Below are 15,863 nucleotides of genomic sequence, written 5' to 3' on the forward strand. Positions count from 1 at the left end.
AGTTAATATTTACAGGTAAAAAAAATTACGCTACATACATGATTTTTATTCACTCTACAATGTAGGTATAGACACGTAGACTTAATTTCAATTCTCATACTTTATTGTTATTTATGCTGCTTAAACTCATAATTGCACCTTTGCTTATTTTACTAATAACATTCGCCCAAAAACGCTTTGGTAGTTTTGTTAGCGGCATAATTCCTGGCTTGCCTATTACCTCTGGGCCTATTTCTTATTTTATAGCATTAGAGCAAGGTAAATTATTTGCAGCTAACTCAGCGGTGGCCTCTCTTTATGGTATGAGCGGTATAGGCTTATTTTGTTTTAGTTACTTGGTTGTATCACGAAGATTTGGAATGCTTAAATCGCTTTTTACAGCGTTGAGTATTTGGTGCGTATTTAGCGTTATTACTTTATTTTTACCAGTGAATATTATTGTGGCGAGTGTGGTTTCGCTTTGTATTTTACTCGGTTTAACTATTATCTCTACAAAGCTAAATATATCAGTTGATGCAAAACCATTAAATGCCCGCTGGGAGCTTCCGGTAAAAATGATATTAGTGACGAGCTTTATCGTGCTTGTTACGTTTATATCGCAGCATATAGGGTCTGCATGGAGCGGGTTAATATCTACCTTTCCGGTTATTTTAGCGGTAATGGGCAGTGTTGCCCATTTTAGTGACAAACAAGCCTCAACGTTTAAAATTCTTAATGGCGGTATTATTGGTTCATTAGGTGGATGTGTATTTTTTGCGGTGATTGCGTTTATGTCAAAACATAACTTTATGATTTGGCAGGTGTACGCAACAGCTGCCACTTTCTCAACGTTATTTACTATTATTTTTAGCCAATTTATTAATCGCCAATTTACCAAGCAAGCTATGCTAAGCACCAAAAAAGCAGTGCTTAAGATTGACTAGCTCGGTTAATTTACATCTCTAAAACTATTACCTAGTTATGTAGTTGAATTAACATTTCACTGGGGGTTTTATTAAAGTGGCGTTTAAATTCGCGGCTAAATTGCGATGGACTGGTATAGCCAACCTTTAATGCGGCTTCGTTGGCTTTGCTTCCACTACTGGTTATAAGCTCTTTAGCCTTAGCTAAGCGTACTTTTTTTAAATACTGCAAAGGTGACTCAAATGTTACTTGCCTAAAAGCACGATGGAACGACGATACGCTCATGTTTACATCTTCAGCCAACCCCTCAACTGTAATTTGATTGGCATAACTACTGTGCATAGTTGAGAGCGTACGGGCGATACGCGCATAATGCCCATCATGCATAGCAAGCCCTATTAAAGTATGTCCTTGTGGACCACAAAGTACACGATATACCAATTCTTTTACTATATCTTCGCCAAAAACGTCAGCCTCAATGGAGTTATTAAGCACGCTAAGTAAACGGTGGGTTACTTGCTCCATTGCGCCATCTATTTTAGCCGATTGAACGCCACTCATTTGCCCAGTGGTGAATGGCTTATGTGTACCAATTTGGTTTACTAATTTATGTAACATTACCGGGTTTATATCTATAACAATCCCCATAACAGGCAGGTTGTTATCGGTAAAAGCTTCGCATTCAAGTGGCACAGGTACACCTAAAACAAGGTAGTCGCCTTCACCATATTTTATTTGATGATCAGGAAAATGAATTATCTTATGTCCTTGCCCAACAATAATAATACCTGAGTTATATATAAGTGGTTGGCGCGGCGAGCTTTTACTTGCACGATGAAAATACACACCTGGAATAATGGTTTCCATGTTGCCTTCAAAGTTAAGTAAATTATTGTGCTCTGCAAATTTTTGCATCATGTTGGCTATTGAGGACATTAAAACTTCTACTATCGTACGAATTTTGCGTAAAATATCAACCCTGACAGTTTTAGGCAAGCTTTTGCGAGTTATTGGGCTTTTTTTATGTTTATTTTGCCATTAATATGCACTCATTGAAGTTTAGCTTAGTTAGTAACTAAGCATTATATTTAGTATTTAACCGTCACCTAGGAGCAAAATAATGAAATTTAGCTACGTAAACCCAACACTTATCCAGTTCGGCCAAGAACAAATTGCCTCACTAACTGATTTGATCGCAAAGGATCAAAAAGTACTTGTAGTGTACGGCGGCGGTTCAATTAAAAAGAACGGCGTGTACGACCAAGTTGCAGCAGCACTTGAAGGCTTTGACTGGGTTGAATTTTCGGGTGTAGGCGCTAACCCAACTATAGAAGTACTAGACCAAGCAGTAAAAATTTGTAAAGAACAAGGTATCGACTTTGTACTAGGTGTAGGCGGCGGTTCAGTAATCGACGGCGTTAAATACATTGCAGCATCTGCAGTTTATGATGGAGAAGGTTGGGATATTCCTACTGGTAAGCACACTATTACTAGCGCATTACCAATTGGTGCAATATTAACATTGCCTGCAACGGGTTCAGAGTCTAACCAAAACTCAGTTGTGAGCAAAGAAGCAACAAAGCAAAAACTACCGTTTGCATCACCAGAAGTACTTCCTAAATTTGCGATTATGGACCCTGATGTAATGAAAACATTACCACAGCGCCAACTTGTGAATGGATTAGTAGATGCATGGGTACATACCTGTGAGCAGTACCTAACATTCCCTGAAACAGCATTGGTTCAAGAAGGTTACGCAGAGGCACTTTTAAGAACGCTTAAAACACTGGGCGATAACTTTGAAAACCAAGACGATGCATGGCGTGCAAACCTTATGTGGGCAGCTAACCAAGCACTTAATGGTTTAATTGGTTCTGGTGTATCGCAAGATTGGGCAACACACATGATTGGCCACGAGCTTACAGCTGCTTACGGCGTTGATCATGCTCGTTCACTTGCTATTGTTCAGCCTTCTTTACTACGCAACCAATTTGCAGTTAAAAAAGCAAAGCTTGAGCAAATGGGTAAAAACGTATTTGGTCTTGAGCAATCTGACGATTTAGCTGAGAAAACAATTTTAGCAATCGAAGCGTTTTACCACAGCCTTGACGTAGCGACCCAGCTTACTGAGCATGGCGATGATAAAGCCGCTGCTATTGACAATATTATTGGCAAACTTGAAGCACACGGCATGCTGGCACTTGGTGAAAACCAAGCTATTACGCTTAAAGAAAGCCGCGAAATTTTAGAGCAAGCAGTTGCTTAATTTTGCTTAACTAAATGTTTATTTTAGTAAAACAAAAGCCGCTAACGTTTAAGTTAGCGGCTTTTTTGTGAGCTTAAAATATTATTTAGCTTTTAACCGAAAAGGTAAGTGAATAGCTGTATTGTTTTTGCTCAAGTAAATATTCTTTATGGGTACTTGGGCTCCACGAATCATCGCCACCTACACCCATATGCTGATGATCAATGTGTACATGTACGCAATCATCAGCAATTAGTTCGTTAGTGTGTTTTGCTTGCGTTAGCGTACTTTGCGAATACTCGCTGGCTGCAAACAAAAACGCGCCAGTTACGGTTAAGTTATTAATACTCAGCAATTGGCAATCGCTACGCAGGCCATTATCAGTTGGGAATATATACGGTGTATGTAGCTCATTTAAGCTCAAGCTGTAATAACCTAAACGTGCTGCGGCTTTGCGATCTGGGTAGTTTTCAAAAGGCCCTAAACCTAGCCAGTTTATTTTTCTATCGCTTTGCTTGTTAAGCGTTGTACTTAGCCCTATACGCGGCATTGGCGGCAGAGTGTCGTTTAAGTGCACGTCAATGTTTAAGCTAATATTGCCGGTATTATTTAGTGTATATAGCCACTGTGTTTGAGCCTGTAGCACGCCATTAAATTCGTAATTAAATACACAAGTAATACGTACATCAACGCTTGATTGCACTGCGTGAATTGAGCTGCATGTGCGCTGCCATTGCCCTATACCTGCACGTAACCAACGAGCCTCCCATGCATTGGGGTCTAGGTTGTCTACTTCGCTTACACCAATGTCGTTATCAAGTGGGGCACGATAAAAGTTATCAACCAATGGGCTACTAATAACCTGAGTATCGTTTTGTAACCACTGCTCTATAAGCCCTGATTGTTGATTAAAAATCAGTTTAAATTTATCGTTTTCAATACTTAGTTGAGAGTCGGTTTCGCTAACACTTATAGCGTTTTGCTCAGATGATGATGCAAATGACTTACTGCTTAAATTATTACTATTTATAAGCTTAAACTGCGCCGTATCCATAACGTGATTAGTGTTTGCAAAGTGCGAGTCGTTAATTAGTGCTACATCTAAATTAAGGTAATATTGTGCACCTTGCTCAAACGCTGTTTTAGTTTTAATAGTTAACGTGTGTGTACTTTGCGGAGCAATATTAAGTACATGCTCGCCTTGCTCAACACAGATGCCATTTTGCATTAGTTGCCAAATAAGCTTTTCGTTATCGGTATGTCTAAATACGTAATCGCTAAATACATCAATGGTGTATTGATCTTTAGTTTGCTCGCGCAGCGTAAATTGTAAATGTTGCTGGCTGTATTTAGCTTCAAACAGGCTAGGGTGCGGTGTTCGGTCTGGGAACAATAAGCCGTTTATACAAAATTGACGGTCATTTAGTTCATCACCAAAGTCGCCGCCGTAAGCCCAATAATGCTTGCCGTTTTCGTCTGTTTTAGATAAACCTTGATCTACCCAATCCCAAATAAAGCCGCCTTGTAGGCGTGGGTATTCTCTAAATGCTTGCCAGTAATCGTCAAAGCTACCTAGGCTGTTACCCATTGCATGGGCGTATTCACATAAAATAAGTGGGCGAGTTTCACCCGGTAGGCTCAACCATTTTTTAATAGAGTATTTAGGTACCGCATCGTCTTTAATATCGGTATCTACACGGGCGTACATTGGACAAATAATGTCGGTAGCCGTTGTATTTGCGCCGCCGCCTTCGTATTGCACTGGGCGAGAGGGGTCAAAGCTTTTTGACCAGCCGTACATAGCATCATGATTTGCGCCGTGTCCGCATTCGTTTCCTAGTGACCAAATAATAATTGAGGTGTGGTTTTTATCGCGCTCAACCATTTGTGTATAACGCGACATAAATGCACCAGCCCACTGCGGATCGCTAGCTAAACGCCCCATAGGAAACATGCCGTGGGTTTCTATGTTTGCTTCATCAACTACGTATAAACCTAGCTCGTCACATAGTTCGTAAAAACGAGGGTGGTTAGGGTAGTGAGCAGTACGCACGGCATTAAAGTTATTTTGCTTCATCAGCTTAATATCTTCAATCATATCGGCGGTAGTAACTGTATGGCCGTTTTCTGGGTGGTGTTCGTGGCGGTTAACACCGCGAATAAGTAGCGGTTTGCCGTTTAAGCAAAGCTGCCCGTTAATCATTTCTACTTTTCTAAAGCCAATGTTATAAGCTTCAACGTCGATGGTATTGCCTTGATCATCAAGCAGACTCACAACGCAGCGGTATAAGTATGGGGTTTCGGCGGTCCATTTTTTAGGGCTTTGTATATCAATTGTTTGAAATACAACATCGCTCCAGCCACCTTTTTCATCAACACGTTTATTGTTAGTACTTTGAATTTGTGGCTCACATAGCGCCTGTTCGCCATCAAAAACTTGCACTGCTATTTGATAGTTATTTGGCGCATTAATCGCCGTTTTTATATGTAGCGTTGCATCGCGATAGCAAGCGTCTAAATCGGGGGTTATAAACACATCACGTATTTGGTTTTGTGGTTTTGTAAGTAAGTTAACATCGCGAAAAATACCGCTTAGCCACCACATGTCCTGATCTTCTAAATAACTGCCATCGCTCCAACGAATAACCATAACGGCAATGCGGTTAGTGCCTGCAACTAACAGTTCGCTTAAATCAAACTCGCTCGGTAAACGGCTATCTTGTGAATAACCCACCCACTGTCCGTTACACCACAGGTGAAACGCCGAGTTAACGCCTTCAAAAATAATATGATTACGCTGAGTTAGCTGACTTTCGCTTATATTAAATTCAGTGCGGTAACAGCCTGTAGGGTTGTCGCTTGGTACAAAAGGCGGGTTAACTGCAAATGGGTACTTAACATTACAGTAAATAGGTTTATCAAAGCCGTGTAATTGCCAGTTAGAAGGCACTGTAATACTTTGCCAGTTGCTGTTTAGTGTTTCACTTAGCAACGATTCATCAACTGCTTCGGGTTTATCAAATAATTTAAAGTCCCACTGACCGTTTAAACTTTGTTTTTGCGATTGCGTGTTAGTACGGGCATGGTCAACGCTTTTAAATCCATTGAGTGGGCTGTGCGCTTTTACTTGATTAACTTGTACTGAAATTGGGTTTTCCCAATCTCGGCGATTAATTATGTGCTGTAAAGAGGTCATGTTTATCCTATTGCATAAGCGGGCAATTATAATGCGCTAAATATAGCTAAAAATAATCGCAGGGGTTATGCTTAAAGCTCTCCTTTATTTGTCCAAAACTATCATTGTAATTATGCGCTATAACATTAAAGACATACTCGATATTGGTCCGCGTTGTATAGAACGCTTTATTGATTCACAAACGCTCGCGCAAATGCCAAACCTTGAAATAGCACTTGCGGGTTGCTCAAACCTATCGGGTCGTTATTGCGTAGCACGCTCAGCACCGCTAGAACATACACTTTTTTATACGCTTGCAGGGCAGGGTAAATTAACAACACAAAATGAGCAGTACACACTTAATGCCAATACACTTATTGTGCTACCAGCAAAGCAAAGCTTTGAAGTGAAAATTGATGCTGAACATTGGGATGTTATTTGGTTAAACCTTGCAAATACTAAACGTTGGCAGCATTTAAACTTAGCGCAAGCACTGGTACTAACCGAGCAAAAACTTGAACCGTTACACCTTGCTATGGAGCTTTTATACAGCGAGCCCAATGCTAATTTACGCGAAAGCGTAACGCCTATTTTAAGTCATTACTTAAATGCTACGCTGCAAAATAACTCACAGGGTGCGGCGCATAACCGTTTAATTAGTTTGTTTGAAGAGGTAGACAAGCGCTTGCAGTTTGATTGGACAATAGAGGCAATGTGCGAAAATGTGCATTACTCATCGCCGCATTTACATCGTTTATGCCAAGCGCAATTTGGTAAAAGCCCAATACAACAACTTATTTATTTACGCATTGAGCGAGCTAAAAACTTATTGTTAAACACGGCTTGGCCAATTTCGCATGTGGCAAGTTATGTGGGGTACTCTAATATTTTTAATTTTTCCAAACGTTTTAAGAAGTCGGTAGGTGTGTCGCCAAGCGAATTTAGAAAATAACGTTAGCGGCTCTCTACATTTGAATAAATTTAAGGTATTGTGCGATTTCTTAAATTGCATTTTAGAGTTTTAGGTAGGTAATGCGCTCAAACCGTTTTTTAATAGTGATATTATTAGTGCTTGTACATAGCTTTATTAGCTGTGATGGTGCTGCGTATCATTTGCAAGAAGACGTTGATCACGTAACCAGTTCGTTATCGCAAGGCGACTCCACAGCCGATGATAACCAAAGCGATAAGACATCAACTACCGAGATTCATGCCCACCAACATTGCCATTGTGGCTACAACAGCACCTCTAGCCATTCAATAAGTCCAGAGCAAAGTAAAGCAACTTCGCCTGCGTGCTATAACGGGTTAAATTACCCGCCAGATGTACCGCCACCCAATTCACTTAGTTAGTTTTTAATTTTAAATACTTTGTAAAAAACTACCTGCGCTTGTGTGCTATTAGGCTAGTTATTTACATATTTAGGTTGCTTTATCGCGCTTATTTTTAAAATAGGCGTAGTGATTAAGTTAACTCTGTTTGTTAAAAAACGGACACGCTATATGAATAAAAAACCAATTATGCTGGTGGCGCTAATGTGCGCGCTACCTGCTTTTAGTACTTTGGCGAATGTTAAAACATTAACCCTTAAGCAGGCACTGAGTAATACCGAACAACAAAATCTGGTATTAAAACGCTACCCTTATCATCAAAAAATATTAACTGCGCTTAAATCTCAAGCTGCTCTTTCGCCTAATCCTGTATTGAATGTTGAAGCTGAAAACTTACTGGGCACAAACAAGGCGCGTGGCATTCAAGGCGCTGAAATAACGCTCGGGCTTAGCCAACTAATAGAGCTGGGCGATAAGCGCCAAAGCCGTATTAATTACGCAACCGCCAATATTAAAGCCCAAGCAATACAGTATCAAAATACCCGTTTAGCCTTATTAGCAACCACTGCTGAGCGATACTATCAAGGGCTTAAATTTCAAACATTATTAAGTTTAAACAACGAGCGTAAACAGGTAGTTACCCAAGCGCTTAAAGCTATTGAACAAAGAGCTAATGCGGGGGCAGCGTCGCAAGCCGATGTAACGCGCATGCGTTATGCACTTAGCCAAGTAGAGCTTGATAAAGCCATGCTTAATAGTGAATTTGAGCGAGCAAGTTTATCGCTTAACGAGCTGTGGAGTGAGGAGCAACCCTACGATACTTTTGCTGGCAATATTAATGTAATTACTGCGCTTAAATCAGCGCAAGCACTTTTAGATGCGGTTAACCAAGCCCCTGAATTTGCATTATTACAACAGCAATATTTACAGCAAACAGCTAATTTAACACTGCAAAAAGCAAACGGACAAAGCGATATTAATGTAGGGGGAGGCGTGCGCTATAACCAACAAAGCGACTCCAGCTCATTAGTGTTTTCGTTTTCTATGCCACTGCAATTAAGTAATTCAAATAGCGGAAATATTGCAGCTGCAAATAGTCAGCTCATGCTTTTAAATGAGCAGCAAGGGCAATTGCGCATCCAGCTACGCCAGCAAGTACGTACTTTGTACGCTTATTATCAAGGTCGAGCTAATCAGGCAAAGCTATTATCTGATCAAATTATTCCTCAGGCACAAACATTGATCGAGCAAAGCTTAAAAAGTTATCAACGCGGACAAATATCGGTGTTGCAATTGCTTGATGCTCAACAAGCACTTTTTGATTCTAAACGCACACTTATTACCACTCACGCAGAGCTGTACCAAGTGCTACTTACTCTTGAGCGTTTAACAGGCCAATCTTTAATTGAGACTCATCAATCATGAATAAAAATATAATCGCATTATTAGTATCACTTTCGTTTGCCAGCAGCTTTGTAAGCACAGGTGTATTTGCCTCTGCTGAGCATGGCGAGTCAGGTCATAAAGAAACAGAGCAACACGAGAAAAAACAAGGTCCACACGGCGGCTTTTTATTAACTGACCCTAAATTAACACTTGAGCTTAAATTGCAAGAATTTGCAGGTAATGTTGAGCTACGTGTATACGGCTATAAACAAAATAAGCCAATTAATATAAACGACTTAAACATAACAATGAGTTTAAAACGTTTAGTTGAAGGGTCGCAAAATATACAGTTTACAGCTGAGGGCGACTACCTTGTGAGCACGCAATCAATTAACGAACCGCATTCGTTTGCACTTACCGTTACTGCTAATTATAACGGTGAGAGTATTAGCTATGAGTACGATCAACACGAAGGCCGTACCACACTAACAGAGCGAGCTATTGAGCGCGCAGGTATTAAAACCGAGATAGCGCAAAGTGGTGAAGTAGATATTACCGATACGCTTTTTGGCGTTATTGCCCCAACGCAGCACGGCACGGTAGAAGTAATGGCGCCGTATGCCGGATTGATCAGTGATATTTTTGTAAGCATTGGTCAAAACGTTAAAAAAGGCGAAGTACTTGCCAGCGTAACCAACCGTGAAACACTGCAAAATTACCCCATTAAAAGTCCAATTAGCGGTGTTGTAACCGAGCAATACTTAAAGCGTGGCGAGCTTGCAAGCACCAGCGCACTTATGCAGGTAGTTAACCTTGATAAAGTGTGGGTTGAGCTGTCGGCTTTTCCTGAAAACATTGAAAAACTAGCCATTGGTCAAAACGCTAAGGTATACGACTTACATCATCATTTAAATACGCAAGGCAAAGTGTTTTTTATAGCCCCAATGATGACAGGCGGGCACATAGCGCGTGCCCGTATAGAGCTTAATAACCCAGACGGGCATTGGCGCCCAGGCATGCATATAAATAGCGATGTAAGTGTGGCTAAAATAAATGCCAGCGTGCGTGTAAAGCCACAAGCTATTCAAGAGTTTAACGGTCAACCCAGTGTGTTTGTTCGTAAAAATAATGTATTTGAAGTACGGCCCGTTACCTTAGGTGCAAAAAATAGTGAGTGGGTAGAAGTACTTACAGGCTTAAACGCGGGTAGCGAATACGTAACAGACAATAGTTATGTCATTAAAGCTGATATTTTAAAAAGCGGCGCAAGCCACGCTCACTAGGAGGCACCATGATTAATTGGATAGTTTCTTTTGCGGTTAAACGCCGCATGCTGGTGCTTGCGCTTACATTTTTATTTGCTGGATTTGGTGTATACAACATTCAAAATTTAGCAGTAGACGCAGTACCCGATATAACAAACGTACAAGTGCAAATTAATACCAAAGCGCAGGGCTTTACGCCATTAGAGGTAGAGCAACGCATTACCTATTTGGTAGAAACCGCCATGGCGGGCATACCTAAGCTTGACTACACCCGTTCGCTTTCGCGTTATGGGCTTTCACAAGTAACGGTTATTTTTAATGAAGGCACCGATATTTATTGGGCGCGTCAGCAAATTGGTGAGCGTATTCAAAGTATTCGCTCCGACTTACCTAATAACGTAGAGCCAAACTTGGGTCCTATTGCCAGTGGTTTAGGCGAAATATTTACTTACAGTGTGCACGCCGCGCCTAATGCGTTAAAAGAAGATGGCACCGCCTACAACGCCGAAGACTTACGTACTTTGCAAGATTGGGTTATTCGTCCGCAGCTTTTAAAAGTAAAAGGCGTAACCGAAATAAACAGCCAAGGTGGTTTTGAGCGCCAATACCAAGTAGCGCCAGTACCCGAAAAACTCATTGCCTATAAGCTTACTATTAGCGATGTAATTAGTGCACTTGAGGTTAATAACAGTAACCGAGGCGCAGGCTATATTGAGCGTTTTGATGGGCAATATTTAGTACGCTCGCCAGGGCAGTTAAAAACCATTGATGACATAGCCAATACCGTTATAGCTAAGCGCGACGATGCACCTGTACGCATTAAAGATGTGGCTAACGTGCTTTTAGGCAAAGAGCTTAGAACCGGCGCGGCCACTTATAACGGCGAAGAAACCGTGCTCGGCACCGCCATGATGCTAATTGGCGAAAACAGCCGCGTAGTGGCAAAAGCTATGGCTGATAAGTTAATTGATGTGCAAAAAAGCTTACCCGCTGGCGTTATTGTTGAGGCAGTTTACGACCGTACTACTCTTGTTGATAAAACCATAGCAACCGTGCAAACCAACTTATTTGAAGGTGCCATTTTAGTGATAGTAATTTTGCTATTACTGCTGGGTAATGTAACGGGCGCGCTTATTACGGCAATGGTTATTCCGTTGAGTATGTTGTTTGCCGTTACAGGTATGGTAGGTAATCGCGTATCGGGTAACCTAATGAGCCTAGGCGCAATCGACTTTGGTTTAATTGTTGATGGTGCTGTAATTGTAGTTGAAAACTGCCTGCGCCAACTCGGTGTAGCTCAGCATAAACATGGCAGGCTACTTACTTTAAACGAGCGTTTAAATGTAGTGACCGCAGCCACCAAAGAAGTATTTACACCGGCTGTATTTGGTATTGTTATTATTATGCTGGTTTACTTACCTTTATTTGCACTAAGCGGCGTTGAAGGCAAAATGTTTCAGCCAATGGCGTTTACTGTAGTTGCGGCGTTAATTGGCGCGCTTATATTTGGCGTTACCTTTGTACCGGCTGCTATTGCAGTGTTTGTTCGCGGTAAGGTTGATGAAACCGAAAATGCAGTCATGCGCGGCGTTAAAAAAGTGTATAAGCCATTACTTGGTATATCGCTTAAATTACCGTGGCTGATGGTGGGTATTGCCACGGCATTAGTATTGGTGCTTGGTTTTAAAGTTAAAAACATGGGCGCAGAATTTTTACCGAAACTTGATGAAGGCGATATTGCCATGCACGCGCTGCGCATTACTGGCACCGGTATTGAGCAATCTGTGCAAATGCAAAAAGAGCTTGAGCAAGCCATATTAGATCAGCCTGAGGTTGCTAACGTATTTTCAAAAATTGGTACTGCCGATGTAGCAAGCGATCCTATGCCGCCCAATGTTGCCGATACTTTTTTAATACTCAAACCGCAAGATGAGTGGCCTAATCCAGCACTTACTAAAGCAGAATTGGTTCAGCAAATTCGTACCCGTGTTAACGATGTCCCTGGTAATAATTACGAATTTACACAACCAATAGAAATGCGCTTTAACGAGTTAATTGCTGGCGTGCGCGCCGATGTGGCACTGCGTATTTATGGTGACGACTTAAGCGTACTTAAAGAGTTTGGCGAAAAAGCCACAGGGCTAATGCGTAATATTGCAGGCGCTACCGATGTACGTTTGGAGCAAATGGAAGGATTGCCAACACTTTCGGTAACACCAATGCGCGACCACATGGCGTTATTGGGTTTAAGCGTAAACGATATTCAACAGACACTTGCCGCCGCTGTTGGTGGTGTGCAAACCGGACTAATTTACGAAGGCGATAAACGCTTTTCGTTATTAGTGCGCCTTGATAAGCGTTGGTCTAGCGATGTATCAGCACTTGCTCGTTTGCCAGTTGCTTTACCTAAAGATAGTAACCCAGAACTTGCATTTGTACCGCTTGGCGAAGTAGCAACAATCAGCATTGAAAAAGGGCCTAATCAAATAAACCGCGAAAGTGGTAAGCGCAATGTAGTAGTAACTGCCAATGTAGAGGGGCGCGATTTAGCAAGCTTTGTAAGTGATGCGCAAGCGAGCATGAATGAATCACTTAATTTACCAAGTGGCTATTGGCTTGAATACGGCGGCACGTTTGAGCAGCTACAATCTGCAAGTAAGCGATTGTCGTTGGTTGTACCGGTCACTTTACTGCTTATATTTGGCTTACTGTACAGCGCCTTTGGATCGCTTCGTGATTCATTGATTATATTTAGTGGTGTGCCACTGGCATTAACGGGTGGTGTGCTTGCGTTATTGCTGCGCGATATGCCGCTTTCAATATCAGCAGGTGTCGGCTTTATTGCCTTAAGCGGTGTCGCGGTATTAAACGGCGTGGTTATGCTGTCGTTTATTAAGCAATTACGAAGCGATGGTTTAAGCTTGTTTGATGCAATTCACAGCGGTGCATTACAGCGCCTGCGCCCAGTATTGATGACTGCGCTTGTGGCAAGTTTAGGCTTTATACCTATGGCGCTTAATTCGGGCACGGGTTCTGAAATGCAAAAACCTCTCGCCACAGTAGTGGTTGGCGGGATTATTTCATCAACATTACTAACACTGTTAATTTTGCCCGCGCTTTATAAGTTAGTACATTCTAAATTTACTAAAAAAGCAGAAGCTGAATTAGCTTAAATATTAGCTATTGATAATGTAATAAAAAAAGCAGCTGTACTTACAGCTGCTTTTTTATTTGGGTATTATTTAGCAAAAATACTACATTAATTATATTGAAACAGATTATCCCAACGCTCATCTAATATCGTTTTTGCGTGTTCTAAATTTATTGCGCTATACACATCACTAGTGCACGTTACCAAACGCATACGTACCAGCTTTTCAAGTGCGTCGCTAATTTCAAAATCAAGATCGCACTGGTATTTGCTTTTAAACCAATGCTCTATTTGTTCATCAAGCGTTTGGGCGGTTAAGCCGCATTCTGATTTTAGTAAAAAGGTATACGCAAGCAGGGCTTCTTTTATGTCTTCTTCTTCGGCAGCGTCAATAAGCGTGTGAAAAACACCCGCGTTATTATCAAGGTTTTTAAAGTAGAGGTTATCGCTAAGCGCTTTCATAAATTTAATTTTACGGTTTTTAAACTTACTCCATTCTTTAAAAATAAAGCTGCCAAATACTCCCATGCCAATAGCAAAGGTAATAAAATGTTGTTGGGTCATTTCTACAGCTTCACTTCTAAAACCACCCCAAAAAGCAAACAGAGCAAGCAATAATACGATTGATGCGCCAAGTTTAGTTATAAGTACCACTGCACCGCCAACTAAAGCCGATGAGCCAATAATTGCTTTATCAATAGGGCGCATGCGTACTTCGCTATTAGGAAATAGCATTTCGAGATCGGCCTTTGGCACATTTTGAAACAGCTTTACTATGGTTGAGCTTGGCTCAAATCCCATTGGCGTTTTATTTTTAGCTTCAAAATAAGCGCTATCTTTAAAGCGAATAAACACGGCAACACGGTCGTAATTAGTAAAGTGCAGCGGCTTTTTACGAAGGCCCCAAAAGCTGGTAATAGTTTCAGTGAGTTGCGACTCGCCACGGCGATAAAAAACCACTTCTTCAAAGTCGTCAAATTCAACTTCAAGGCGCACCTTAAATAGTGACTCTTCGTTTAATGCATCTTGTAAGTCTTCATTGGTGATCACTTCAAAATTAGCGGCATTAAGCACCTTAGCAAAATCTTTAGCAAACTCATGTTGGCACTGCGCTTTTTGATCCGCCGATACTGGCGCTAACGATCGCGTGTCACTGTTGGGATCAAAAGGGGCGTAGTTGTTTTTAAGTGACTCAAGTGTTGAGTGGTAATCGTAATGAATAAGGCTTGCTAGTAAATCGCAAAATTGTTTAAACGATGTTTTTTGTGTACTGCTTTTAAGCTCTTCGCTACACATATCAACAATATCTTGCTTTCTAAAGGGAATAAAACGCGCACTTTGCATAAATTAATAACTACTGTGATAGGGAATCTAACTGCATGGGCACATAATAAAATATTATTATGGATATTACTAATTTGTTAATGCAGTAGGGCGTATTGATCATTGGTGGTTGAATTTGCAGCTGTGTGTTTGGTTTTTAGGCAAGGCAGAGCCTATGTAGTGTGGTTATTCCCCATAAATAAGGCGATAACGCAGCATAAATACCAAACATGCGCTGCCCTCTGGGTTCTTTCTAGGGACGATTAACTCTTTGTTGCTCGATTTTTACTTAGCCCACTAGGTTACAAACCTCGCGCCGCGATTTAATCGCCCCTAGATTGAACAAATTTCAATCCACAAAGATCAATACGCCCTAGGACCTGATAAATTTAGTACAGTGTTTTCAGCGTGTATTAACCTAAATGTGTAATTATTGGCTTATTGAATACTCTTGTTCTTACTGATAAGTGAAAAGGATTTACTATGGCCATTCAAAAAAAACTAAAAGAAAAAACGCGTAATTTTATTGACTCTAAGCATATGCTTAGCGGTATTACAGTGGCGTCGTTTTTAGAGTCAACCATAGTTCCTATTCCACTTGAGGCTGTATTAGTACCGCTAATGCAAGCTCGTCGTGAAAAGCTATGGCTTATAGCATTAATGGCGACCTTGGGCTGCATAGTGGGCGCATTGTTTGGTTATGCGTTGGGTTATTATTTATTTGATGCGGTTGGCGATTGGATTATTAATACGTTTTCGAGCCCTGAGCAATTTGAAAACGTTAAACAGCAAATGCAAGATCAAGGTTTTTGGTTTGTAATAACACTAGGCATAGTGCCTATTCCGTTTCAAATAGCGATGCTTGCAGCAGGCGCGACTAAGTACTCTATTTGGCTGTTTTTGTTGGCCTCAGGTATTGCGCGTTCTATTCGTTACTTTGGTCTGGCTATTATTGTTTATTATGCAGGTAATGAAGCTGAGCGAATCATTAGTAAACACAAAACTAAGGCAATGGTTTTAATAACGTTACTTGTGTTAGGGGTTTGGGGATTAAGCTTGGTGATTTAAGCTCATTATTAAAGG

At 41.0% G+C, this 15,863-nt stretch carries 11 protein-coding genes; 8 read left to right on the top strand and 3 right to left on the bottom strand.

Annotated features, from left to right (window positions below):
* Positions 1 to 113: 113 nt before the first annotated feature.
* On the top strand, positions 114 to 923 hold the full coding sequence (locus tag CXF89_RS15780) for a hypothetical protein (protein WP_121955143.1): 810 nt from the start codon (positions 114 to 116) through the stop codon (positions 921 to 923).
* Positions 924 to 954: 31 nt separating this feature from the next.
* Here the strand turns inward: CXF89_RS15780 and CXF89_RS15785 are convergent, their stop codons facing one another.
* Positions 955 to 1,839 (bottom strand): AraC family transcriptional regulator, encoded by an 885-nt coding sequence (locus CXF89_RS15785; RefSeq protein WP_121955144.1) that lies wholly within the window; start codon positions 1,837 to 1,839, stop codon positions 955 to 957.
* A gap of 184 nt (positions 1,840 to 2,023) precedes the next feature.
* Here CXF89_RS15785 and CXF89_RS15790 point away from each other — a divergent pair, with 184 nt between their 5' ends.
* Entirely contained in the window at positions 2,024 to 3,169 is a 1,146-nt protein-coding gene (locus tag CXF89_RS15790) for an iron-containing alcohol dehydrogenase (protein ID WP_007587207.1), read from the top strand.
* An 85-nt stretch (positions 3,170 to 3,254) separates the two neighbouring features.
* On the opposite strand, the gene CXF89_RS15795 is transcribed toward CXF89_RS15790, so the two are convergent.
* Entirely contained in the window at positions 3,255 to 6,344 is a 3,090-nt protein-coding gene (locus CXF89_RS15795; RefSeq protein WP_121955145.1) for a beta-galactosidase, read from the bottom strand.
* 112 nt (positions 6,345 to 6,456) lie between these two features.
* On the opposite strand from CXF89_RS15795, the gene CXF89_RS15800 reads away from it, so the two are divergent.
* From CXF89_RS15800 to CXF89_RS15820, 5 genes are all read left to right on the top strand, one after another.
* Positions 6,457 to 7,275: an AraC family transcriptional regulator gene (locus tag CXF89_RS15800; protein WP_121955150.1), complete on the top strand. Its 819-nt coding sequence runs from the start codon at positions 6,457 to 6,459 to the stop codon at positions 7,273 to 7,275.
* A gap of 80 nt (positions 7,276 to 7,355) precedes the next feature.
* Positions 7,356 to 7,676: a hypothetical protein gene (locus CXF89_RS15805; protein WP_007378232.1), complete on the top strand. Its 321-nt coding sequence runs from the start codon at positions 7,356 to 7,358 to the stop codon at positions 7,674 to 7,676.
* Between the two features lie 150 nt (positions 7,677 to 7,826).
* Complete coding sequence (locus CXF89_RS15810) at positions 7,827 to 9,080, top strand: TolC family protein (RefSeq protein WP_121955146.1); 1,254 nt, start codon at positions 7,827 to 7,829, stop codon at positions 9,078 to 9,080.
* Positions 9,077 to 10,324: an efflux RND transporter periplasmic adaptor subunit gene (locus CXF89_RS15815; protein ID WP_121955147.1), complete on the top strand. Its 1,248-nt coding sequence runs from the start codon at positions 9,077 to 9,079 to the stop codon at positions 10,322 to 10,324. The genes CXF89_RS15810 and CXF89_RS15815 overlap by 4 nt, the downstream gene beginning before the upstream one ends.
* A gap of 8 nt (positions 10,325 to 10,332) precedes the next feature.
* Positions 10,333 to 13,479, top strand: coding sequence for an efflux RND transporter permease subunit (locus tag CXF89_RS15820; protein ID WP_121955148.1), 3,147 nt, complete (start codon positions 10,333 to 10,335; stop codon positions 13,477 to 13,479).
* Between the two features lie 86 nt (positions 13,480 to 13,565).
* On the opposite strand, the gene CXF89_RS15825 is transcribed toward CXF89_RS15820, so the two are convergent.
* On the bottom strand, positions 13,566 to 14,801 hold the full coding sequence (locus CXF89_RS15825; RefSeq protein WP_121955149.1) for a TMEM143 family protein: 1,236 nt from the start codon (positions 14,799 to 14,801) through the stop codon (positions 13,566 to 13,568).
* 462 nt (positions 14,802 to 15,263) lie between these two features.
* Here CXF89_RS15825 and CXF89_RS15830 point away from each other — a divergent pair, with 462 nt between their 5' ends.
* The gene (locus CXF89_RS15830; protein WP_010554604.1) at positions 15,264 to 15,848 is read left to right on the top strand and encodes a YqaA family protein; all 585 of its coding nucleotides are present in this window, start codon (positions 15,264 to 15,266) and stop codon (positions 15,846 to 15,848) included.
* Positions 15,849 to 15,863: the final 15 nt, after the last annotated feature.

The organism is Pseudoalteromonas sp. MelDa3, from assembly GCF_002863625.1.
GTDB lineage: Bacteria > Pseudomonadota > Gammaproteobacteria > Enterobacterales > Alteromonadaceae > Pseudoalteromonas > Pseudoalteromonas arctica.

Coding starts and splice junctions, on each gene's coding strand:
- CXF89_RS15780 (WP_121955143.1), top strand. CDS start 114: ATGCTGCTTAAACTCATAATTGCACCTTTGCTTATTTTACTAATAACA.
- CXF89_RS15785 (WP_121955144.1), bottom strand. CDS start 1,839: ATGTCCTCAATAGCCAACATGATGCAAAAATTTGCAGAGCACAATAAT.
- CXF89_RS15790 (WP_007587207.1), top strand. CDS start 2,024: ATGAAATTTAGCTACGTAAACCCAACACTTATCCAGTTCGGCCAAGAA.
- CXF89_RS15795 (WP_121955145.1), bottom strand. CDS start 6,344: ATGACCTCTTTACAGCACATAATTAATCGCCGAGATTGGGAAAACCCA.
- CXF89_RS15800 (WP_121955150.1), top strand. CDS start 6,457: ATGCGCTATAACATTAAAGACATACTCGATATTGGTCCGCGTTGTATA.
- CXF89_RS15805 (WP_007378232.1), top strand. CDS start 7,356: ATGCGCTCAAACCGTTTTTTAATAGTGATATTATTAGTGCTTGTACAT.
- CXF89_RS15810 (WP_121955146.1), top strand. CDS start 7,827: ATGAATAAAAAACCAATTATGCTGGTGGCGCTAATGTGCGCGCTACCT.
- CXF89_RS15815 (WP_121955147.1), top strand. CDS start 9,077: ATGAATAAAAATATAATCGCATTATTAGTATCACTTTCGTTTGCCAGC.
- CXF89_RS15820 (WP_121955148.1), top strand. CDS start 10,333: ATGATTAATTGGATAGTTTCTTTTGCGGTTAAACGCCGCATGCTGGTG.
- CXF89_RS15825 (WP_121955149.1), bottom strand. CDS start 14,801: ATGCAAAGTGCGCGTTTTATTCCCTTTAGAAAGCAAGATATTGTTGAT.
- CXF89_RS15830 (WP_010554604.1), top strand. CDS start 15,264: ATGGCCATTCAAAAAAAACTAAAAGAAAAAACGCGTAATTTTATTGAC.